This window comes from Colwellia sp. SU-HH01172 (assembly GCF_057553355.1).
Genome location: NZ_BAAJMB010000004.1, coordinates 37,622 through 60,183, shown reverse-complemented (window position 1 = coordinate 60,183; position 22,562 = coordinate 37,622). Strand labels below are relative to the sequence as shown.

At 38.4% G+C, this 22,562-nt stretch carries 19 protein-coding genes; 10 read left to right on the top strand and 9 right to left on the bottom strand.

Annotated elements, in window-relative coordinates; all coding sequences use genetic code 11:
* Positions 1-14: 14 nt before the first annotated feature.
* Positions 15-5,033: a response regulator gene (locus AC27JP_RS11785; protein WP_487115285.1), complete on the bottom strand. Its 5,019-nt coding sequence runs from the start codon at positions 5,031-5,033 to the stop codon at positions 15-17.
* 51 nt (positions 5,034-5,084) lie between these two features.
* Positions 5,085-5,822 carry a substrate-binding periplasmic protein gene (locus tag AC27JP_RS11780; protein ID WP_487115284.1) on the bottom strand — a complete coding sequence of 246 codons (738 nt, stop codon included), beginning with the start codon at positions 5,820-5,822 and terminating at the stop codon, positions 5,085-5,087.
* Between the two features lie 489 nt (positions 5,823-6,311).
* On the opposite strand from AC27JP_RS11780, the gene AC27JP_RS11775 reads away from it, so the two are divergent.
* The 4 genes from AC27JP_RS11775 (at position 6,312) to AC27JP_RS11760 (ending at position 10,035) form a co-directional block, all read left to right on the top strand.
* Entirely contained in the window at positions 6,312-7,535 is a 1,224-nt protein-coding gene (locus AC27JP_RS11775) for a hypothetical protein (RefSeq protein ID WP_487115282.1), read from the top strand.
* A gap of 5 nt (positions 7,536-7,540) precedes the next feature.
* The gene (locus AC27JP_RS11770) at positions 7,541-8,596 is read left to right on the top strand and encodes a substrate-binding periplasmic protein (RefSeq protein WP_487115280.1); all 1,056 of its coding nucleotides are present in this window, start codon (positions 7,541-7,543) and stop codon (positions 8,594-8,596) included.
* Positions 8,596-9,153 (top strand): CBU_0592 family membrane protein, encoded by a 558-nt coding sequence (locus AC27JP_RS11765; RefSeq protein ID WP_487115278.1) that lies wholly within the window; start codon positions 8,596-8,598, stop codon positions 9,151-9,153. The genes AC27JP_RS11770 and AC27JP_RS11765 overlap by 1 nt, the downstream gene beginning before the upstream one ends.
* A 231-nt stretch (positions 9,154-9,384) precedes the next feature.
* Positions 9,385-10,035: a LiaF domain-containing protein gene (locus tag AC27JP_RS11760; protein WP_487115276.1), complete on the top strand. Its 651-nt coding sequence runs from the start codon at positions 9,385-9,387 to the stop codon at positions 10,033-10,035.
* 103 nt (positions 10,036-10,138) lie between these two features.
* On the opposite strand, the gene AC27JP_RS11755 is transcribed toward AC27JP_RS11760, so the two are convergent.
* The 3 genes from AC27JP_RS11755 to AC27JP_RS11745 form a co-directional block, all read right to left on the bottom strand.
* A complete protein-coding gene (locus AC27JP_RS11755) occupies positions 10,139-11,359 on the bottom strand; it encodes an Nramp family divalent metal transporter (protein WP_487115274.1) in 1,221 nt (406 codons plus the stop codon).
* 361 nt (positions 11,360-11,720) lie between these two features.
* On the bottom strand, positions 11,721-12,200 hold the full coding sequence (locus tag AC27JP_RS11750) for an EF-hand domain-containing protein (RefSeq protein WP_487115272.1): 480 nt from the start codon (positions 12,198-12,200) through the stop codon (positions 11,721-11,723).
* Between the two features lie 201 nt (positions 12,201-12,401).
* The gene (locus AC27JP_RS11745; protein WP_487115270.1) at positions 12,402-13,223 is read right to left on the bottom strand and encodes an AraC family transcriptional regulator; all 822 of its coding nucleotides are present in this window, start codon (positions 13,221-13,223) and stop codon (positions 12,402-12,404) included.
* A 114-nt stretch (positions 13,224-13,337) separates the two neighbouring features.
* Here AC27JP_RS11745 and AC27JP_RS11740 point away from each other — a divergent pair, with 114 nt between their 5' ends.
* The 6 genes from AC27JP_RS11740 to AC27JP_RS11715 all read left to right on the top strand — a co-directional run bounded on the left by AC27JP_RS11740 (position 13,338) and on the right by AC27JP_RS11715 (position 16,918).
* On the top strand, positions 13,338-13,805 hold the full coding sequence (locus tag AC27JP_RS11740; RefSeq protein ID WP_487115268.1) for a YHS domain-containing (seleno)protein: 468 nt from the start codon (positions 13,338-13,340) through the stop codon (positions 13,803-13,805).
* Between the two features lie 81 nt (positions 13,806-13,886).
* Positions 13,887-14,204 (top strand): thioredoxin, encoded by a 318-nt coding sequence (gene trxA, locus AC27JP_RS11735; RefSeq protein WP_487115266.1) that lies wholly within the window; start codon positions 13,887-13,889, stop codon positions 14,202-14,204.
* A gap of 15 nt (positions 14,205-14,219) precedes the next feature.
* The gene (locus AC27JP_RS11730; RefSeq protein ID WP_487115264.1) at positions 14,220-14,507 is read left to right on the top strand and encodes a BufA1 family periplasmic bufferin-type metallophore; all 288 of its coding nucleotides are present in this window, start codon (positions 14,220-14,222) and stop codon (positions 14,505-14,507) included.
* Between the two features lie 56 nt (positions 14,508-14,563).
* Positions 14,564-15,550, top strand: a complete 987-nt coding sequence (locus tag AC27JP_RS11725; RefSeq protein ID WP_487115262.1) for an MbnB/TglH/ChrH family RiPP precursor modification enzyme — start codon at positions 14,564-14,566, stop codon at positions 15,548-15,550.
* The gene (locus AC27JP_RS11720) at positions 15,540-16,394 is read left to right on the top strand and encodes an HvfC/BufC family peptide modification chaperone (RefSeq protein ID WP_487115260.1); all 855 of its coding nucleotides are present in this window, start codon (positions 15,540-15,542) and stop codon (positions 16,392-16,394) included. Before AC27JP_RS11725 ends, AC27JP_RS11720 begins: the two co-directional genes overlap by 11 nt.
* Positions 16,395-16,477: 83 nt before the next feature.
* Entirely contained in the window at positions 16,478-16,918 is a 441-nt protein-coding gene (locus AC27JP_RS11715) for a DoxX family protein (RefSeq protein WP_487115258.1), read from the top strand.
* Positions 16,919-17,035: 117 nt separating this feature from the next.
* Here AC27JP_RS11715 and AC27JP_RS11710 read toward each other — a convergent pair whose 3' ends face one another.
* The 4 genes from AC27JP_RS11710 to AC27JP_RS11695 all read right to left on the bottom strand — a co-directional run bounded on the left by AC27JP_RS11710 (position 17,036) and on the right by AC27JP_RS11695 (position 22,561).
* A complete protein-coding gene (locus tag AC27JP_RS11710) occupies positions 17,036-17,998 on the bottom strand; it encodes a glutathione S-transferase family protein (RefSeq protein ID WP_487115256.1) in 963 nt (320 codons plus the stop codon).
* Positions 17,999-18,051: 53 nt separating this feature from the next.
* Positions 18,052-18,627 (bottom strand): YceI family protein, encoded by a 576-nt coding sequence (locus AC27JP_RS11705; protein ID WP_487115254.1) that lies wholly within the window; start codon positions 18,625-18,627, stop codon positions 18,052-18,054.
* A gap of 63 nt (positions 18,628-18,690) precedes the next feature.
* Positions 18,691-19,239, bottom strand: a complete 549-nt coding sequence (locus AC27JP_RS11700; RefSeq protein ID WP_487115252.1) for a cytochrome b — start codon at positions 19,237-19,239, stop codon at positions 18,691-18,693.
* Between the two features lie 280 nt (positions 19,240-19,519).
* Positions 19,520-22,561 (bottom strand): efflux RND transporter permease subunit, encoded by a 3,042-nt coding sequence (locus AC27JP_RS11695; protein ID WP_487115250.1) that lies wholly within the window; start codon positions 22,559-22,561, stop codon positions 19,520-19,522.
* Position 22,562: the final 1 nt, after the last annotated feature.

The following is a 22,562-nucleotide window of genomic DNA, read 5'->3' as shown; positions in this document are numbered from 1 at the left end:
TCTCCAAAGGCACACTATAGCTGTGCTCGTATACGTTTGATGATTTGATGAGCATCATCAAATTCATAAGCATTAGCATTATTTACTAATTGTGTTACCAATGTATTGATCTCATTACTGAAATTGCCAATTTTGATTTTTTCAACGACTTCAATCGCGCTGGTATCATCTTCTAATATATATAGCTCGGCTTCTTGCAACAGTGCCAGTAACTCATCATTACTCATGTGGATAGCATTGCTGTGATCATCTTCACCGTTTACTAAATTCTGCAAGGCATGTTGTATTTCATTGATATCATTTAAAATATCCTGACAAATGTCTGCTACGTCCTCATCTCTAAACTTAGGCTGAGCAAATAATGTTTCTAACTCTAGTGCTTGATTATAAATCGTTTCAGCGCCAATATTTCCCGCCACACCTTTGAGCGTATGAGCCATCAACTTGCATTCATCAATGTTACCTTGCGCAAAAGTGGTCATAAAGCTAGCATGAAAATTAGTTTCACTTGCGACAAACTTGCCTAGTAATTTCAAATAAAGCGCTTCATTTCCCTGACATGTTGCCAAGCCTTTAACAACATTTAATGCTGGAATATTAATGTTTACAACTGATTTTTCTGCCAATTCACCATTGCTATTAATGCCAACATTTACTTTCTCCAAATGCCTATTGCCAGTCACTTGGATCCACTTAGCCATTTTAGAAAACATATCTTTGATATCGATAGGCTTGGCAATGTGATCATTCATACCACTAGCCAATGCCTTTTCTTTATCGCCCACAAGGGCATTTGCGGTCATAGCCAAAATGGGTGTGGTCATATTCTCTCCACTGAGTCGAATACTCCGAGTGGCTTGGTAGCCGTCCATTATTGGCATTTGGCAATCCATTAAAATACCATCAAATTTTTCTTCATTCGCTATATCAACGGCTTCTTGGCCGTTAAGTGCTGTCGTAACATCAATGGCTCGACTGACTAAAATTTCCTCTGCCAGCTCCAAATTAATCTCATTATCTTCAACCAATAAAATACGCGCCCCTTTAAGAGGCTCGGTTGTTTCAGCAATCGCTTCATCAATAGTTTCTGGGGTTAAATTTAAATCACTGCGAAAACCTACCGCATATTCAATGCCTTTTATTAATGCTGAATAGGTTATCGGCTTACTTAAAAACGCTTGAATTAAATTAGCTTCATAGCCTTCAGACTTTTCTTGGGCATCTTCCCAGCTAAAAGCGGTAACCAGCATAAACTTAGGCAATGCCTGTGAGGGCAAATATTGCAGATAATAATCTTTCGCTTGCTGAATAAAATCTACACCATCCACGATAGGCATACACCAATCACTAATTATCACATCAAATGCTTGCTTATTATCCGAAATAATTTTTAATGCTTGCTCTGCACTTTGCGCCGAGACCACATTAAGCCTTAATGAAAGTAACATGGTTGACAATATTTCTAATGCCGTTTTGTTGTCGTCAACCACTAAAACATTTTTGACATTTTTAGCAGAAAAAACTGCTAAATCATGTTCCTTTGCTTCACCTTTTTTCAATGATACTTGAAATGAAAATGTCGTTCCTTGACCAAAAACACTTTTTACGGAAATTTCACCATCCATTAATGTCACCAGGTTCTTACAAATAACCAGCCCCAAGCCTGTGCCACCGTATTGACGTGTTGTTGAAGAATCCGCTTGATTAAAAGATTGGAACAATTTCCCTAAATGCTCTTCTGTCATGCCAATACCGGTATCGGTTACATCAAATTGTAGTTGCACACTTGACTCAGACTCACTAAGCAGCTTAACCGCTATTAAAACCTCACCACTATGGGTAAATTTAATCGCGTTATTACATAAATTTAGTAATATTTGACTCAATCTTAGTGAGTCACCAACAACGGTCAAAGGTAAATCTGCCGCCAAAGAAAATATAATTTCCAAGTCCTTTTCATCAGCTTTTACGCCAATAACATTGGCAAGTTCTGACAACATATCGTCGAGCTTGAATTTCCGCTCTTCCATTTTCAGCTTACCAGCTTCAATTTTAGAAAAATCAAGAATATCGTTAATAATGCCCAATAAGGATTGTGCTGAACTACTGACTTTTTGAATATAATTTCGTTGTTTATTATCTAAAGCGGTTTGCAATGCCAAATGAGACATACCAATAATGGCATTCATCGGCGTTCTAATTTCATGGCTCATATTGGCTAAAAACTCACTTTTAGCCCGAGACGCTTGCTCTGCATCAATTTTGGCTTGCTTTAATTCGTTTTGCATTTTTAAGCGACTGCTGATATCACTAAAAACAACCACACAACCTTTTATCGTGTCATTATTTACAATCGCCCTACTGGTATATTCCACCGGAATACTTGTGCCTTTTTGATGATAAAAGGTTTCTTGATCGGAATTAAACACGCCACCTTCAGTAATGGTTTTATAAAAAAGATGTTCTGGTGCAATAACTTGCTCAGCATTGCCAGTAACCACCAACGCCAGCACATTAATGCCCGTTAAATCCTTTTCGCTAAAACCTAATATCGCCAGTGCGCTGTCATTAACAAATAGCAGCTGGCCATTCACATCAACGCCGAGTAAGCCTTGTCCAACTGATGAAAGAATTGAGCGACCTTGTTCTTCCAAATTCACCAGTTTTTTAGTGCGTTCGGTAACCAACTTCTCTAACTTTATTTTTGATACTTCTAAACTATCTTTTGCCTCACATAAATTTTCATTTGCTTTACGCCCCAATTTTAATGTTAATAAAATTGAAGGAACGGCGAATGACATGACAATTAGAATTAATAAGACGACACTGCGTCTCAATAACTGAAATGAGCTGTATGCTTCATCTGCTGTCGTTTCAATCACTAGGCCATAATTGTAGTTGGCATTCCAAAAATAAAACGCCAGAATATCATTCCCATTAAAATCACGATATTCCACCACTTGGCGAGAAAACTGAACGTTGCCACTGCCAATATTCTCTTCAACATCAATATATGGGCGATCTATATACAAACCTTTAGTTAATTTAGTCGCAAACTCTTGCCTACCAGCTTTAAATAGCGCATCTAGAATGGTTTGATTAACCAGATAGTCACCCTGCCAATTGGTTGCAAATAAACGTCCGGCAGTACCAGAAGAAATCGCATAGACTTGCTCAAGAAAGAGCTCATTTGCACTTATTTCATCAAGTAAAAGCGCAATGATATTATGATCTTTATCAATAATCGGCTCTAGCAAAACGATACAGCTGTAGGTCGGCATCTCAACCAAGCTATCTGCACATATATTGCTAGAAAAAAGCACACGATTGCCCTCATTTGCTTTGGCAAAATCTAAAGGGTGTTTAGCAACGAGTTTACTTACGGTTTCAGTTTTTTCACCGAATAAAGCTTGACCATTTAAATCGAGTAAACTTCGATGGGACGCGCGGGTAAATCGAGAATATTTTTCCCAAGATTGCACAATACTCTCGGCGGCGCTTTGTCGGCTAATTTCATCTTTGGCATTTATAAAAGCACCAATATCATCAATAACTAAGGTTTCATTTAACTCATAATCTAGGGTGCCAATGTATAGGTCTAAAGCATCAGAGACTTTATCCTCCGCTAGTATTAGACTTCTTTGCAAATCATGTTTTACTTTGTTTTTAACTTCATCTTTATGTTGTTCCAATATCATCCAGCTAGCGAGAATGATAAAGGTGGCAAACAAGGCTATTGCCACTAGCATAAATTTTTCAAAGCCTTTAGTGCCAAAAATTAATATCGCTCGGTCTGAAGAAACCGTTTTGTTTACTAAATAAGCGACCAGAATCAACATTAACAACAGTACAACTAATAAAATGATTGTCGATGAAAACTGCTGAATAAAGTTATCAGTATCTAATTCCGTTTCGACACTTTTTGTTGATAAAACATATTTAGTAATAATATTCTTCAAGTTAATACTTTGCTTACTTGATTGTAATTTAGTGATAATTGAACTTAATTGCGGCAAGTTTTTATGGGTTAAAAAGTAAATGTTTTTCGCCGGCATTTCATGTACAGGAATACTTTTTAAGCCGGTTAAGCCATTCTTTTCTTGTAAACGAGAAACAAATAATTGCGCATCAATCAGCGCAGAAACATCATTATTAATCAACAAAGTAACTGATTCCATCAAGTTATTTGTGGTTATCACTTCGACATCTGGAAACTGTTCTTGGACAATACTTATCGACAAGTAACCATTAACAATAGCAACCTTTTTACCACGTAAATCTTCTAAACCGCGCACTTGCTTATTGTTGTCATTTACATAAAGAAAGTCTCGAATTTTCATTATCGGCTGACTGAAGTAGCCGAGTTTTTCTCTGCTACGGTGATAATAGACGCCGGCAACAACATCCAATTCACCTCGCTCTAGCTGTTGAAGTAAGTCAACAAAAGTTCCCATGACAAATTCAACTTGTAACGGCGTATCGGCAATTAATTGCTGAACATAATCAATGTTAATTCCCGTTAACGTATCATTGCTTTTAAATGAAAGAGGATCAGTGTTCTCAACTCCGATACGAATAACTTGACCATTATTGAGTAGCTCGCGTTCCGCGCTATTAAAATAAACCCCGCCTGCTGCAATCGGTGCTTCGCTGACATACAATTCGATAATCGCAATGTTTTGTTGATCATAAACGATACTTTGAGAATATTTTTGATAGTTTAATATTGGCTCTGGAATACTGCGATTAAAGATTTTTTTATCGTTATCAATATAATAACTAAAAACTACCTCACCAAGTTCGAGCTCTTTAATGCGAACAGCTTTAATTCTTTCATCATTGATAATGAGGTGTTCAAGGCTATCTTTTAATGCTCTATTATCAAGTTTATAAACATGCACTTTACTGACATTAGCGAGTAACGACGCCAACTCAGCCATTGAACGGTTTTCCTCGGCGAAACTCGCTGAAATGAAAGGTGAAATACAAAGCAGTGCAGTAATAAACCATTTAACTAAACGAAGCTTGAACATAAATTTCAGGTTATCCCTTTCAGGTAAAGATTGCTGCAAAAAAGAAAATACTTAATGGCTGTTTTTAATGCCATATTTTTTCATCAAACGTACTATCTCGCCATTATTCTTTAATTGTCTCAAGGCATTATTAATTTTTGGCATTAAATGCTGATGTCCCTTCCCTAAACGAATACTAAGCTGATGCTGCTCTGGAGCTGCAAAGGTCGCAAATAGATCATTTTGAAAAATATCAAAATGGTCCAACACCGCATTGGGAATAATAGCTATATCGCAACGTTTCTTGGTGAGCATTTCAATTAAATGCAGATCACTATTGCCTTTGACGTCGATATTTGCATTTTTCATATTCCGTTCGATATTAAAGCCTAAAACAATGCAAGGTTTCGCGGTATCCGGCTTAGAGATAAACTCTTCAATTCTTTCTTTATTTTGCGCAGAGACCACCCAAGACTCTTGCGAAACCATAAACGGCTCCGAGTATATTGCAATATCAATCTCATTAGCTTCCTGACGCCAGTGCGGATCAGTGCCCATTTCAATATCCAATCGGCCAGAAATCATCATTCGGCGCAAACGTGCCTGAGGGAAATAGACAAAGGAAAATTCAATGTCAGTTAACTCGGAAATCGACAATAAAATATCTTTGTATAAACCAGTATTAGTGTCATTTTTTGCGAAAAAATACGGCGCTCTGCCCCCTTCTATTAAACCAACTTTAAGAGGTTCATTTGCCTTGACAAACAATGGTAGTAAAAAAACAAAGCTAAGCCAGTAAAATCCTTTCAATTCAAATATCCTTTACTCATTTCGATACCGTTTACTATGTCTAAGTTTAGACACAAAAATCAACTTTATATGGATTCGAGCAACTTAATACATAAATAATATACACAACCATTTATCACTGACCATAATTTTTCAAAGAATTGATAAACATAGCAAATATATTTTTATAAATCAGTTGAACAATCACCATTTTACGTTATTTATCCTGATCAGAACTGTGTCAATTTGTTAAATTGAGTTATAAAAGCTTTCTTCAATTCATCGCCTTGTTAATAGGGTTAGGCAGAAATTACCAATTAACTGATAATACATTTCTTTGTTTTCAAACAAGCAAGTGCAATTCAATCACCTAGCACATTTCACTTAAAAGTCTTAAAAATCAATTAAAATGCATTAATATCAGTGGCTTTAAAGAGATTATCCTTTTACACTATTAACATTATTATCAGTTACATTTTGTACGCCTGTAGAAATTAAGGATTATTCTAGATGGACACTCAAAAAGTCAAAATTCAAACCATCTCCCCTATTTATATCCCGATAGAACTGAAAACGGGAACAGATCGCTCAAGTGATAATTATCAGCAGTTCTTAACAAAATTTACCAAAGCGTTGGCAAGCCAAAACGTATCTCAGCAATCAACAACAAACCTTGAATATGAAGCCATAGATAAAGACAGTTGGGAACATCGGCTTTTTATTTGGCAAAATACAGCGCTGGTCGAAAATTTAGCTATTCATGTATTTCCAAATAATATCGGTATTGTTGTTATTAATCATGAGTTTGACAATAACAACGATAGCCAAGCACTGGAAGCCATCGCGCAATCAAAATCAAAAGAGTTGCTTAATCTCGTTTATAAAGATTTCGCAGAAAAAATCACCGCAATGTGCACAACAAAAAGTGAAACCTACTTTACCTTAACAGAAGCTTTTTCAGTCGAAGCAAAAACGTTTTGGATCTCACGTGCGCTGTTATTAGATTCATCAAGCTTAGCTCGAATAGAAACACAAGCATTGGTAACGCATTGGTTAGCGCATACTTATCGACCAAAAGATGCTGCGGATATTATTTCCGGCCAATTAAATTATTCAATGTCTTGGTTAAATTACGTTCTTATCGATGCAAATGCTCTTAATGATGAGCGTCTAGACAGTATGATTTTGGCGCAATACTATTATGCCGCACAAGAACACTGCAATAAATTGCTTAAGCAAGCAATCGACAGTGCTTACAATGGCAGGAAAACAGACAACGCCCAGCAAAAACTCGCGAAGAGCCGAGTTAATACGCGTATGCATCAGGTTGACTACCACGAACATTTAAAATATTTAACACGCAATAAACGGCAAATATTAGAACAAATATTATCTTGTTGGAATTTCGAGCAATTAGCCACTAACGGTCAACGTATGATTGACATATGCACCAGCAAAATTGAAGAAACAGAAAACGCCAAACGAGAACGAAGCTCACTACTTACCGACTTGCTACTTGTGGCATTGAGCTTTTTCACTGTTTTCGAATTATCACTTTATTTAACCGAGTTAAGCCGTGAAATGATGTCACGCCCAACACTTGATTTTAACGATGACAGTCGCTCATTTATGCTGCAGTTTATTGCAGAAATAGATGCCGATGTCATGTTCGGCTCAGGTTTCTTTTTAACCTTACTATTAGTGTTTCTTTATAAATTTATTAAATCTAGGTAATTATTTTGATAAAAATCTTCGATAAAATATATACAAAAATGAACAGTATTTACCGTTTAAATAGTGCTCGTTTTATAGCGGCATTCTCATTAATACTTATTGCCCCAATAGCACAAGCGCAACAAACAATCACTTTGCTTAGCGATACCTGGCCGCCTTATATTAATGCCCCTGGGCAGAGCAAAGGTTCAGCAGCCCAACTTATGGAAATATTATTCGATTTTGAAAATATAGAAACACAATGGCATTACAGTCCTTACCAGCTTTCCTATTATCAAGTAAAGCAACAGCGACGTGTAGCGTCTTTTCCTTACTTTAAAACCGCTCGACGCGCTAAAGAAGTATTGTTCTCAAAAGCCGTTTTTTCAGTAACGACTAAGATTTATTACAATCGAGAATTTAACCAAACTGAGTCAGCCAATGCGGCATACGAGAATAAAAGTAAACTAGGACGAGTAGCCGGTTATAGTTACGGTGAAACAATTGACCAAGACGTCAAAAATGCCAAAGTATTTACCACGGAAGTCCAAGCGTTAACCGCACTTTTTAATCATGAAATTGATATTTTACCGATGACAGAAAGCGTAATGGAATATCACTTACAACATAATTTTCCACTACGAAAACAGCTCATTTTATCATTAAACAATTTTCAAGATACCTCAAGCTTGCATGTTATTGCCGCAAAAAATAGCCAAGGTGCGGCGATAATTGCAAAAATTGACCATGCATTAACAACACTGAATGAACAAGGCATGAGCAACTTACAAGGTACCAATAATGATAAGCCGGCCGATATTGATGTGGCAAAATTGATCACGACGGAAGGTTACCCTTTAATCACCGGGCAGTCGTCTAAAGACGGGAATAATATTGATTACTATACCCTGCCGCAAGGAAGTAAAGTGTTGATTGTTGAATGGAGCCATAAAATACTAACGCCGTCAAAAACCGATCGTATTTATAAGAATATGATGGATTTAAGTAAAGTGGTGTTATTAAATGGCCCACATGTTGGCAAAGAGCTATACGTTCGCAATATGCATATCGAGTTACAATAATGACCATAGCACTTATCGGCTGGTGTGGAACCATTTTATACCTGCTCAATCACGCATACATTTCACTCAATAAAAATTGGCGGAAGGTTATTTATTACACCGCCAATGCCGCGGCTGCCATTTGTTTGATTATTTCTTCTGTGGTTAATCATTCATGGCAAGCTGTGGTCATTAATGCCTTTTGGGCAATAATTAGTCTTTCATTGTTACTTAACGTTGATTTAGCAAAAATAAAATTCAGCAAGCGACTGTTTAATCTCGTCGTTATCATTATGCTAGCTGCTTTTATTGCCCAACTTATATTTTATAATCAGGCAAACTTAACCTTACTGGGTTGGACATCTGCCTTTGTATTTTCTGCATGTTATTTACTTTTTAGTGCTGAAAAAATGCTGCCAAGATATTATTTATGTTGGAATGCTTTCGCCGCCCTAACTTTGCTACCACAATTGTGGCTCGACCAAAATTGGCCGGTTTTCACCCTAGAAATTATTTGGGCTGTTATCTCGATTTATGGTGCCGCTAAGCGTTTCGAACAAGTTCATTTACTTCAATAGCCGCTAGCGCTACTGAATTAAAGCATTAGCTAAAGACATTAAAAAGGCACAAATATATTTAATATTTGTGCCTTTTAACTAATTGATGGTGAATTTTACACTAAGAAAAAACATAAAACTCCATAACCAAATGTTATTTAAGCATTTTAATTTATGGCGTTAACTTTGCTACTATTGATGCCATTAGCTATTCTAACCAAATAATCAATAGTAATTGCAATGGAGTGACAAATGACCGTAATTCTTGAAGATCGTCCAATTGAACAAGTCCGAGAAGAAACTATCGACCAGTTAATATTTAACTATAGTCATGGTGTGATTTCTTCAGCAGCTTTTGAGCGCCGATTAGATCAAGCAATGAATAGTGAATCACATCAGGAAATTGTTGATTTAGTAGCCGATCTAACGCTAAAAGCCGATAACAGCTATAACGATAGAAAAGAACATCAATTCACTCCAAGTTATTCAACCTCAAATAACGACGACGCACTAAGTCTAAAAAGCATTTTAGGAAATGTTGAACGCAGCGGCCAGTGGTACGTGCCGAAAGTAATTACCGTTAATAGTATTTTAGGCGAAGCAATGTTGGACTTTACCGATGCGGTATTTCAACATCAAAATGTGATAATTAAGCTCAATTGTCTTTTAGGTAGCTCTACTATTTATGTACCTGAAAACGTCAACGTAGTGTGTAAAACATATGGTATTGTCAGCAGTATTGAAAATAAAGCCCCATCGTTAGCGGGTCGACAAGCCCCGAGTATAACAGTCGAGGGAAAAGTGGTATTAGGCTCGCTTAATGTCTCTATTAAAAGAACAATTAAAGAAAAGTTTATTACTTTCGCTAATAACTTAAAAGCGGTGTTTGACGACAAAAAGTAACTATTCTAGCTCCGATAAAGCAATATATCAGGCGTTAGTGGATCAGCACGATAAACTAACGCCATTTTATTGACCAATTAACACTTACTGTAAAACAGCCAATTTACAACATACCAAATGCTGACAGTAAACTGCGGCCACTTAACATTAACGTGATCAATATAACACTGACGGCGGCAATATTTTGCCAGCGATTGTTACGATATTGCCCAAGCTTTTTAGTATTCATGATCCAAAGTAAGAACAAACTAATGATAGGTAACAACAAACCATTAGCCACTTGTGCAAACCAAATAATCGATACCGGTTTAATACCGACACAACTAATGGTTACGCCTAAGGTAAGAATCACCATCCAGGTTAATCTAAAACCAAAAGCATTCAGGCTTTTATCCAAATTTAAAATACCACTTAAGGCATAAGCTGCCGCCAACGGGGCCGTAATGGCAGAAGAAATTCCTGCGCAAAATAAGCCTATGCCAAGTAAAATACTTGCCCAATCACCGAATAATGGCTGTAACGCAGGTGCCAAATCGGCAGCACTTTGAATAGAAAGTTGCTGGCCAAAAAATGCCGACGCTGCCGTAGACAATATAGCTATAGATATCAAAGCGCCAATAGGAATAGAAATTAATAAGTCTTTTCTAGCTTTTGGGATATCGTCGCTTGAGCGCCATTTTTCACTTGCAGTCGAGGCATGTAAAAATAAATTATAAGGAACTACTGTGGTGCCTATTAAGGCTATTACCGTAAGCGTTGCCCCCGTTGGTACTTCAAATGCAACAAAACTGCTAAATAGCTCGCTCCACTTAGGCTCAGTGATTAAAAAAGTTAATATAAATGCAATACTCATCATGCCAACTAAAACCACTAACGCGCGCTCAATTACTTTATAACTGCCAGTTAACAACAAAAGAAAAGCGACGACTCCAATGATGATAGGAAAAATGATAGTTGCATAAGCCACATCAACATTTAGCTGTTTGGCAAAGCTCACTAAGCCCAAACTTGCACCGGAAATATTGCCACTTTGGTAGGCACCATTGCCAATCACAATGGCACTAACCACCAAGACAATTGCACTTGCTTTTAGAAAGGGCTGTTTTATTGCCGCGCGAATGTTTTCGCCTAAGCCCTGCTGACTTACAATACCAAGTCGTGCTGACATTTCCTGCAACACAATAGTCGCTATCATGGCAAACAAAAGTGCCCATACTAAGGTTAAGCCATAGTTTGCACCTGCAAGAGATGCGGTTATAACAGTACCAGGGCCGATAAATGCCGCAGTGACCAGAAATGCCGGCCCTATTTGAGGAAACTTCATCTTTAATACCCTGTTTTTATTATTATAAAGGAATCTTTGATGACTTTATCATAGCGAGTCTGGTAGGAAATTACAGCGCTAAATTCTCAATAACCTTGAACTAAGAGCCTAATGTTTAATTAATGAAGTGCTAGATTTTTAGCTGTGCTATTTTTTGCAGGGGTATCGCATAGTAATAAAACTCGGCTAGTGCCTGCGGTGAAAAGGCCGCGATAAACACATAACAAGGAAAGAATTTATCTTGAAGTAAGCACATAAAGACAGTAATACAACAACGAGAAAAAATACTGTCGAGATGAACAGCTAACTCACGCCAAAATAAATTCTTAAGTAAAGGTAAGTGACAATGACATCATGCACGTTATACGCTGGTATCTATGCGCGGATAATTGCGAATAAACTCCAACATAGACTGAGAGAATTCTGCTTTATCAATACTGTCATCACCATCAATTGCTTGTAATTGTTGCTTCATGGTTTCAACAAAAGAAGGAAACTCTGCGTCTTGCTCACTATTTTCCATATCATCAAATAGGCTTTCTAAGGTCGTAAGGTTACCATATGAAGTTTGCGTTTCAGGGCTAGCATTCGACATTCTCTCAACCATTTGATCAAGCATTAATTGGTGTTCTTCATCACTGATTTCACCATTGCCATCGGTATCCATGCGGGCAAACATCTTTTCAAGTTTTTCAGCACTGACATTTTCAGGTGCATTATTGATAAACTCTTCTTTTGAAACTTGTCCATTACCATCAGCATCTGATGCAGAAAAGCGCTCTTTACGCTCCATCATCATTTGGTTAATAGTCGGCAGTGCATTGTTATTGATTGTATTCATGTTCATTTCCTTAATGAGCGTAGAGTAAATAAATATCAATCAAGTAACATGCAAGCTATAGCCCCTGTTATGTTTAGAAAATATAAGAAATGTCAAGATTTGTAAAATGATAGCAGTCGATGCAAATTAAAGTACTCATTTGCTCTTAAGTACTATGCCAACAACAGGCGCTGCAATAGAAGAATTGCAAATTGAAACTTTCTATTGTTGCTCTAACCACTCTTTTGGCGACATATTAGTCTGTTTTCTAAAAACACGAGCAAGTGCCGAAGCGGTTTCATAGCCAACGCTATTGGCGACAATACTAACGTTCTTACCTTGTTTTAATAACGACTGTGCAACGCCTACGCGCCAACTCACCAAATAGTCGTTAGGGGTTTGGCCAATAACGCCTTTAAAAACTTCGGCAAACTTTGACCGTGACATTAACGCCAGCCCTGCCATTTTTTCCAATGACCAATGCTCTTCAGGGTGATTATGTAGTTGCTGCAAAACATTCTTCAGCTGAGGATGCATTAACCCCGCCAGCATGCCTTGGGCAATATCGCCTTTAGTAATAAGTGAGCGCATCATATTGATAATGAATATTTCCATTAATCGGTTCATCACCGCTTGACGCCCCTGCTGTTCTTGCCCAGCTTCGGCAATGATCCAATCAATATTGGTTTGCAAAAATGGTGACTCTGCTAAAGGTAGAATGAGTAAGTCAGGTAAGGCTTCTGCCAATAAATTTGAGCTATTACTACCATAAGTCACTGTTGCACAAATAAGTTCAGCATTGTCAGTATCGCGCGCTTGTAAGCCATGCTTAACTGGCCTAGGCAGAAAAATAATCGAAGGTTTGTCTAAGACAATAGTCGACTTGTCTAGCCCTAGAATAGATAAAGTGCCACTACGCAATAAATGAATATGGCCTTCTGCTGCGGCTCCTTCGTTAAAATGAGACAAACCACAGAGTTTCCCGGTGTAGAACACTCCGGCTTGTAGGCTAAATCGATCAATTATTTGTGAAAGATGGTCCATAAATACGCAACTTGGACGATTTGGTTCAAAGTGCGGACGATTGTATCCCACTCGCTAAGCAATCAACACTATTATTTCTCCCGTCATTAACAACTACACAAATTAGGAAACAAGATGTTTAAAACAACCTTAAAAACAATATTAGCCGGTTCTATTTTAGTTGCTAGCAGTCTTTCATTTGCCGCAGACATCGACATGAATGCTGATGCCAATGACCTAGCAATTAAAGGTTATGACCCAGTAAGTTACTTCACCATGTCGACACCTAAAATGGGTAATGCAAGTTACACAGCAACATATAAAGGTGGTATTTACCGTTTTAGCAACGAAGAAAACCGCGACATGTTTAAAGCAAACCCAGCTAAATATGCGCCTCAATACGGTGGCTTTTGTGCCTTTGGTGTTGCGATGGAGAAAAAGTTTGATACCGATCCATTAGCTTGGAAAATTGTCGACAACAAATTGTATTTGAACCTGAATAAAGACGTACAAAAGAAATGGTTAACTGACGTACCTGGTTACTTAAACCTTTCTAGTGATAACTGGAGCGATATTAAAAATGTTGCTGCCGATGAGCTTTAAGAAAGCACTCAGTTAACTATTTTAATTAAGTATTTAGTTAAGTTTCAAAATTGAAACCTTAAAAGTAAGTAGGAATAAGCGATGAATGTAGAAGAAATCAGAAGTGAGCAACACTTTACTGACGTTCTAGCGTCAAACTCTGAAGTGTTAATCGATTTTTGGGCACCGTGGTGCGGGCCTTGTAAAGCGATGGCGCCAATATTTGAACAAGTTGCGGGTGAGCAACTAAGTAAAATGAAAGCCGTTAAAATCAATATTGATGATATGCCTGCCTTAGCGCAAAAATACGGTATTCGCAGCATTCCATCGCTATTACTTTTAAAAGATAAGTTAGTCGCATCAGAACATGTTGGCGCCGCGCCGAAAAAAGATGTACTAGACTGGTTAAACGAGCATTAATAAGAGGAAATTAAAATGAATCATAATATTGCCCTATCAACAGCCTTCGCAGCAGCGTTAACTTTAGGTGTTATTTCTGATGCTGAAGCAGCTGAAAAACGTGCCAAGAAAGAGAAATGCTATGGCGTATCATTAGCTGGACAAAATGACTGTAGTAACATTGCCGGTACTCATTCTTGTGCTGGACAATCGAAAGTCGATAACGACCCTGGAGAATGGCGTTTGGTTACTAAAGGGCTTTGCAAAAGCCAAGGTGGTTTAACCCGCAAAGAAGCACGTGAAAAGTTAAAGCAAAAATCTTAACACAATTAAAGCCGCTATAACGGCTTACCCTTTTCGATGTTACTGGAGAAAAACCTATGTTTTCCTTGAACAAAAAAACAGCAATTAACTTACCTTTAATTGGTGTTGGTTTAAGGCATAGTCATTTTGACGATGCCATAAGCTCTCCAGCTAACATCGACTTCATTGAAGTACATGCAGAAAACTTTTTCGCGAAAGGCGGCGCAAGTCACGCGGTACTTACCGATATAAGTCAACATTATAAAATAAGCCTACATGCCACTTCATTAGGTTTAGGCTCAGCGTTACCAGCACCACAACAGCAGCTTGAGCAGCTTAGTAATTTAGTTGCACGTTATCAGCCGATATTAGTCTCAGATCACGCCTGTTTTAGCTGGGCTGAAAGCCAAGGACTAGATGTCCACGCAGGTGATTTACTGCCAATTCCTTTCAATGATGAAAGCTTAAACATTATGGTTGGCAATGTTAAACGTGCACAAGCGCAGTTAGGTCGACAAATATTGGTTGAAAACTTATCTGCCTATATTGAGTTACCGGGTTCAACGTACAGTGAAGCCGAGTTTTTAGTGAAACTTTGCCAACAGTCTGGTTGTAAATTATTAGTTGATTTAAATAACCTGATTGTTAACGCCATCAACCAACCTTTAGTCACCTTAGTGCCTGAACAGCTTGACTCAAGAGCAAATATTAGTGTTTTAGCACAGGCAAAAAAATGGCTAGAGCAGATCCCGTCATCACTTGTTGGTGAAATACATTTAGCCGGTTGTACGCAAGTTGGCGCAGAGCAATTAATGATAGACGACCATAGCCAGCCAGTATCAGAAGATGTTTGGTCTTTGTATCACTTTGCGCTAGAAAAATTTGGCCCTGTGGCGACATTAATCGAATGGGATGAAGACTTACCTTCGTGGCAAAGGCTAATAGCCGAAGCCGATAAAGCGAGAGCCATAGCAAAGCATGTTTTCACCAACAATTGTTCAAATACTGACGATGAAAGTACCAGCGATAAAGTTCTTGTAGAAGGTGAAAACCGTGAATATTAAGCAGCAACAATCACAAATGCTATCGGCGATATTCTCGTTAGAATATTTGCAAGAAAATGGCACACACAACTCAAGCGAAGTTTCGGCTGCAGGACTGAGTATTTATCAACGCAGTTTACTAGCCAACGCCAGTCGTGCATTAGCTATTACCTTTGCCACGGTACATTCATTTATTGGTGAAACGGGCTTCTCCCAACTGGTAAAAGCATATTTGCAAAAACACTTAAAAACACAATTTGATTGGGGAGAGTTAGGCGATAACTTTGCACGCTTTATTCAACAACAACCAATAGCAAATAATGAAGTTTTAGCGGCAGTAGCGGAATTAGACTTTGCTTGTCATCATACAGAGCGTGCTGAAAATGTTGCGAAAGATTTAACGACTTTATCATTACTCAATGAGGTTGACGCCTATCAACTAAAACTTAACTTCGCTGCAGGCTTTAAAGTGATAAAACTCGACTACCCTGCTGATTTAATCATCACTGACATTGCCAATAGTCATAAAAACAGCAAAGTTGATGAAGATAATAATCACCGTGCGTTAAGTGATATTGCCGAGCAGCTTAGTCGTTATCAGAAAGGGCAATATTATCTGCTTGTTTGGCGACCAAACTTTCAAGCGCAGTATCAACAAATTACCCTGCAAGAATATCAATGGTTAGCATTATGGCAATCGGCGCTTTTAGCAGAGAGTATTGAAAGCTCAACGAATAATCGATCGCTCAGTATTGGCGGAGCACTAGACAAAATAAATCATCAAGAGTTTTCAATTATTACTTGGCTACCACAAGCAATTCAGCAGCAATTAATACCTTCAATTTCGTTAATCACACCAAGTTAACGTCATAACTGAGATGTGATTAGCAAACTTGAACCCACAAAATTTATAAACAATACCTAATAGCTTAAAAAAGAGGAATACTTATGATGGCTTTGCAAAAAGTTAGAGCATTACACAACCAAATTTTAGATTACAGCGACTACTTACGTATTCCGGCAATGTTATTTGTCCGGCTTTACGTCGCCAGTATATTCTTCAAATCAGGTCTGACTAAACTGCGTGATTGGGAGTCAACCTTAATGCTCTTTGAGTATGAGTATGAAGTGCCATTATTATCACCTGTGGTTGCGGCGTGGGCGGGCACGATTGGCGAATTAGTATTGCCGATACTATTAGCCATAGGTTTATTTAGCCGCTTGTCTGCTCTTGGTCTATTTGTGGTAAATTATGTTGCCGTGCTGAGCTTGATTGATATCAGCCCTGCCGCACTCAATGAGCATATTTTATGGGGTAGCTTATTAGTCTTTGTGATGTTAATTGGTGGTGAAAAATTATCAGCAGATAACAAACTAAAACTTTCATAAGCCTAAAACATTTATGCTTCTTACCTAAAGAAAGTCATGGAAGATTGCATATCACAACAAAAAGCCAAAGCGATTGATTACTTTGGCTTTATTGTTTCAATTTTAGTACGCAATTATTTATAAGCTATCGCGCTTATGTGGAACTGCCCAATCTTGCTGATGACCTAATGGCACAATACCATAAGGGTTAATGGCTAAATGGCTGGCGTAATAATGGCGTTTAATATGGGCATGATTCACCGTGCTAGCAATTTCTGGCATTTGGTATAGCTCAAGCATGAAGTGATAAAGATGCTTAAACTCTGCCAACAAACGTAAGTTACATTTGAAGTGAGTATGATAAACCGAATCAAAACGTACCAATGTTGTCCACAAACGCCAGTCAGCTTCCGTTATTTCGTGACCGGTTAGATAGCGTTTCTCACTAAGGATGTCATCTGCTTTTTCTAAGGCCTTAAATAGCTTTTCAGCATTTTCCTCATAAGCACTTTGGCTTGTGGCAAAACCTGTTTTATAAACACCGTTATTAATATCGTGGTAAACCCACTCATTCACTTCATCAATACTGTGTTGTAAATGCTCAGGATAAAAGTCAACTGTGTTGCCCGTTAAGTGGTTAAACTCACTATTAAACATTCGAATAATATCTGCAGATTCATTGCTGACGATACGCTGGTTTTTCTTATCCCAAAGTACTGGAACCGTAACATTGCCTTGATAACTTGAAGCACTTTTTAAATAAATTGCCAACATGTATTCATTACCGTATAAAGAATCTCCCGTTGTTTGATACTCAGCAGCAGAGCTTTCATCATTTTGAAAACTCCAGCCTTTATCATGCATATCAGGATGCACAACACTGACAGAAATATGCTCTGTCAGCCCTTTCAACGTCCTAAACACTAGCGTACGATGCGCCCAAGGGCAGGCAAGTGAAACATATAAATGATAACGACCAGACTCAGCCTTAAAGCCCGTACTGCCATCAGCAGTTAGCCACTGACGAAATTGAGACGCTTTTCGGCGATAATTACCATCCGCTTTGATACTAGATTTCCAATTAGAGCTAACCTTAGTCATAATTTTTCTCACTGTTATTTATATGAAGTCACTTAAACCATTTTAATCAGCGCTTACTGGCGAATCCCTTCAACATGTAACGTCAAGTCAACCTGACCATAGTCTTGCTTAAAACCAAAATCTCCCATACTAATCGAGCTTTTACCATTAAAGCCTAAACGATAACCGCCCCAAGGATCTTTCCCTTCTCCAACTTTTATCGCATCTATCGTCATAGGTTTTGTTACCCCGTGCAGGGTAAAATCACCATCAATAGCTAACTTGCCATCGCCTTTATCGGTTACTTTAGTGCTAACAAATGTTGCTTGTGAAAACTTAGCCACATCAAGAAAGTCATCAGAGCGCACATGCTTATCACGCATTGCATGGTTTGAATCAAAACTTCTGGTATCTATCGTAACGGACACTTTAGCGTTAGATATGTCTTTCTCATCATAGCTAAACGTGCCACTAAACGTATTGAACCGTCCAGTTAAAACACTAAAACCTAAATGGCTGGCACTAATATTAATTGACGCATGTGCACCTTCATGGTCAATAATATAATCCGCTGCCTGCGCTGGAACCAATGCGCTTGCAGCTAATAATGATGTTGCTAATAGTGATGATGTTAATAGATATTTTTTCATTGTTCTTCCTCTTGCCTTAACGGCTAGTTTAAATTTAAGTTGTATACTTGCTTGTTTACTTAACTATTTATCAGATTTAATCATTCGCATTAATGTTCGGTCTTTATCAATAACATGGTGTTTAACTGCGCCAGCACCATGAACTAACGATAAAGCAATTAAGACATAGGCAATATATTCATGAACTAAGCCCGCTAAGTCTTCTTGGTTTTCAATTAACTCCCCTAGCCCAGCAACACTAAACCAATTAAAAACATCTATTGCTCTGCCGTCTGCCGTTGAAATTAAGTAACCACTAATGAAAAGTGAGAAAAGGAGGATGTATATAAAGATATGAACTAGGCTAGATGCCTGTTTTTCAATTTTTGAGTGACTAAGTATTGCTTTTGGTTTAACGCTGAATCGACGCCAAAGCAGACGAATGAGTGTAGCGCTTAACAATAAAATACCGACACTTTCATGCCAATGAGGCGCTTTTTGATACCACTGGCTGTAGTACGTTAAATCGACCATCCAAAAACCGACGCCAAACATAGCAAAAACACTGATAGCGCTGAGCCAATGCAGTAACTTACTGACTAAGCCATAGTTTTCATTTGTATTTTTCCACATAATTAATGCCTTACTTTTAAGCGAATCTATTTGGCATAGAAACTAGCTCTAAATCGATAGTGCTATTCTAGCCACAGCAGTCAGCGTAATAAATATGGATTTAAACAAATGATAATTGCACCAAACGTAACAATAAGAAAAAACTAGCAAACATACGCGGTCTTGCGCTTTCATGCGTCCGTGATAGCCCATTTATCCTGCACATAAAAAAAGCGAACAGTTAACTGTTCGCTTTAAAAAGGTATTCAAAAAGAAGTGATGGTTTACACGTTAATGACGCCTATACTCTTTCGACTTTAATCTTGTAAAAGACACTGTAAAGAACGGGTACTGCAATCATAGTTAGGATGGTTGCAAATGCTAAACCACCCATAATGGTCACCGACATATCAGCAAAAAACGGATCTAGGATCAACGGCATCACACCTAAAATAGTCGTGATTGCCGCCAATGATACTGGCCGTAAACGGCTTAAACTTGCCTCAACTATCGCTAGTGCTTTTTCTTTGCCTTCCAAAATTTGTAAATCAATTTCTTCTAACAAAACAATGGCATTCTTAATCAACATACCAAACAAGCTTAAAAAGCCGAGTAACGACATAAAGCCAAACGGTAAATCTGCTAGTAATAACCCCGCGACAACACCAACCACGGCCATAGGCACAATTAACCAAATAATAATCGGTTGACGAGCCCGACCAAATAACAGCACGCTAATAATAAACATAATTAAAAAGCCTAATGGTAAGCCCTGCCCTAACGCCGCTTGTGCATCACGTGATGACTCATATTCTCCGCCCCACGCTAACGTATAGCCATCGGGTAAATTAATTGCTTCGATTTTAGCTTGAGTACGACCAAACGCTTCACCTGTCGTTTCATCGTAGCCAGCCTCGGCTTTCACTGTAATTGTTCGAACGCGATCACGGCGGTTAATTAACAACTCTTCACTGGTGTAGCTCATTTTACCGCTAACTTGCTTAAACGGAATATAAGTACGTTGGCTGCTACTCCATACCAAACTATTCTCTAAACCAACCAGTTGTTCAGGGTTATTGTTGCTATTTCGCGCAATAATAGGGTAAAGATAATCACCATCTTGCAGCTGGCCTATTTGCAGGCCATCAGTGTAAAACGCTATCGCTTGGCTGAAATCAGAGCGTGAAACACCGGCAATACCTGCAGCAATGTCATCATATTCAGGTGATAAAACAATACCTTTGTCGCGCCAATCGTCACGAATATCACGAATTTTTCCATCTTCAAAATAAATCGCTTTAGCTTGTTCGGCTAAGTTTCGCAATATTGCAGGGTCTTCACCTGAGAAACGTGCTTGAATTTTTGCCCCAGCTCCCGGACCAAATTGCATGATCTCAGCATAGAAATTAACTTTCGGGTTTGCTGCTCGTAACTTGCTAGATATTTGCTGCGCTAGGCGAGGAATCTCAGCGGCATCTTTCGCTCGCACTAAAAATAACCCATAACTTTCATTCGGTAGTTCAGGCGCGAATACTAAAGTAAAGCGCTCAGAGCTTTCACCAATAAATGTTGCCAGTGACTCTATACCTTCAGTTTCAAGAATTAACTTTTCACCTTGTTTCATATATTTTTCGGTGGCTCGAATGTCAGAATCTTGCGGCCCCCAATAATGAACAAAAAATACCGGTGTATTCGACGGCGGGAAAAAGCCTTGCTTTATTAAACCAAAGCTAGCATAGGCACCAATAGTTATTGCAATCAAAATACCTAAAGTTAAACCTCGCCAATGCAAAGCACTACGTAACACCACTAAGTAGGCTTTATGGAATAATGACTGACTGTCATTTTCACTGGATTTATTGCCCACTTGATAAAAATATTTACCAAGTAGTGGTGTAAGCGTAACGGCCAAAATCCAACTCAGCATTAATGAAATCAACACCACGGCAAACAATGAAAATAAGAATTCACCCGTGGCATCATCAGACAAACCAATGCCTGAAAAGGCAGCAATACCAATAACGGTAGCACCAAGTAATGGCCACTGGGTACGTTTAACAATAAAGCTCGCCGACTCCATCGCCGACTTACCTTTTTCCATCCGTAGCATCATACCTTCGGCGACAACAATCGCATTGTCCACCAGCATCCCCATGGCAATAACCATAGCACCAAGAGAAATTCGCTGTAACTGCAAATCATAAAGCCACATAATAAGCACTGTGCCTAAAACTGTGATCAATAAGGTACCACCAACAACCACACCTGAGCGCCAGCCCATAAATAAACACAAGGCAAGCGTTACCACGGCCACTGATATTTCTAGGTTTAAAATAAAACCATCAACCGATTTGTCGACTATTTTTGCTTGGTTATAAATAGAGGTTACGTTAATACCGGCAGGTAATTTAGCTAACACTTCAGCCAATTTAGCTTCGATTTTCTCGCCGACTTCGACAATGTTAATATCATTTTGTGCCGATACCGCTAGTGTAATCGCGCTTTCGCCATTAAAACGTTTTAAACCGCTGGGAATCTCCACCGGCTGAATACTTAATTCAGCAATATCTTTAATTTTTATTGAGGCATTTTTCCCAGGAATAACAATAGAAAGGTTTTCAATTTCCTCAATTTTATTGGTTGAGCTTTCAACAGGTATGCGTATTTGCTTATCACCAACAAATAATCGCCCGCCGCTAAACGGTTTTAAATTACTGGCTAAAACTTGTTGAATATCAGGAAAAGACAAGCCCAAGCCAGCAATTTGATAACTATCAATGCTAGCGACAATCTCTTCTTCAAGTATTCCGCCCACTTGTACCTTAGCAACACCATCAACGGTGAGGATCTCGCGGCGAATAATACGAGAAAATTCACGCATCTGATAAGCACTAAAATCTGGTGCAGACAGCGCATAATAGACACCGTAAACATCACCAAAATCATCAATCACCACAGGCGCACTTGCCCCTAATGGCAAGTCGTTATGAATATCGCGTAAACGTTTACGTAACTCATCCCAAATTTGTGGTAATAGTGGGCCATCAATGTGCGGCTGTATTTCCATAGTGACACGCGAAAATCCAGGCTTACTCACAGATTCTAAAATATCTAATTGCCACATTTGTTGCAGTGCAATTTCAACCTGCTCAGTGACTTCCTTTTCAACTTTCTCTGCACTAGCGCCTGGATAGTAGGTAAAAATAACCGCTTGCTTAATCGTAAATGCCGGATCTTCTAAACGGCCTATTTTGCCCATGGCAACAATGCCGCCAATGATAAAACAAATAGACATCAGCCAAATATTAATGGGTTTTGTCAATGAATAGCGTGCTATATCCATC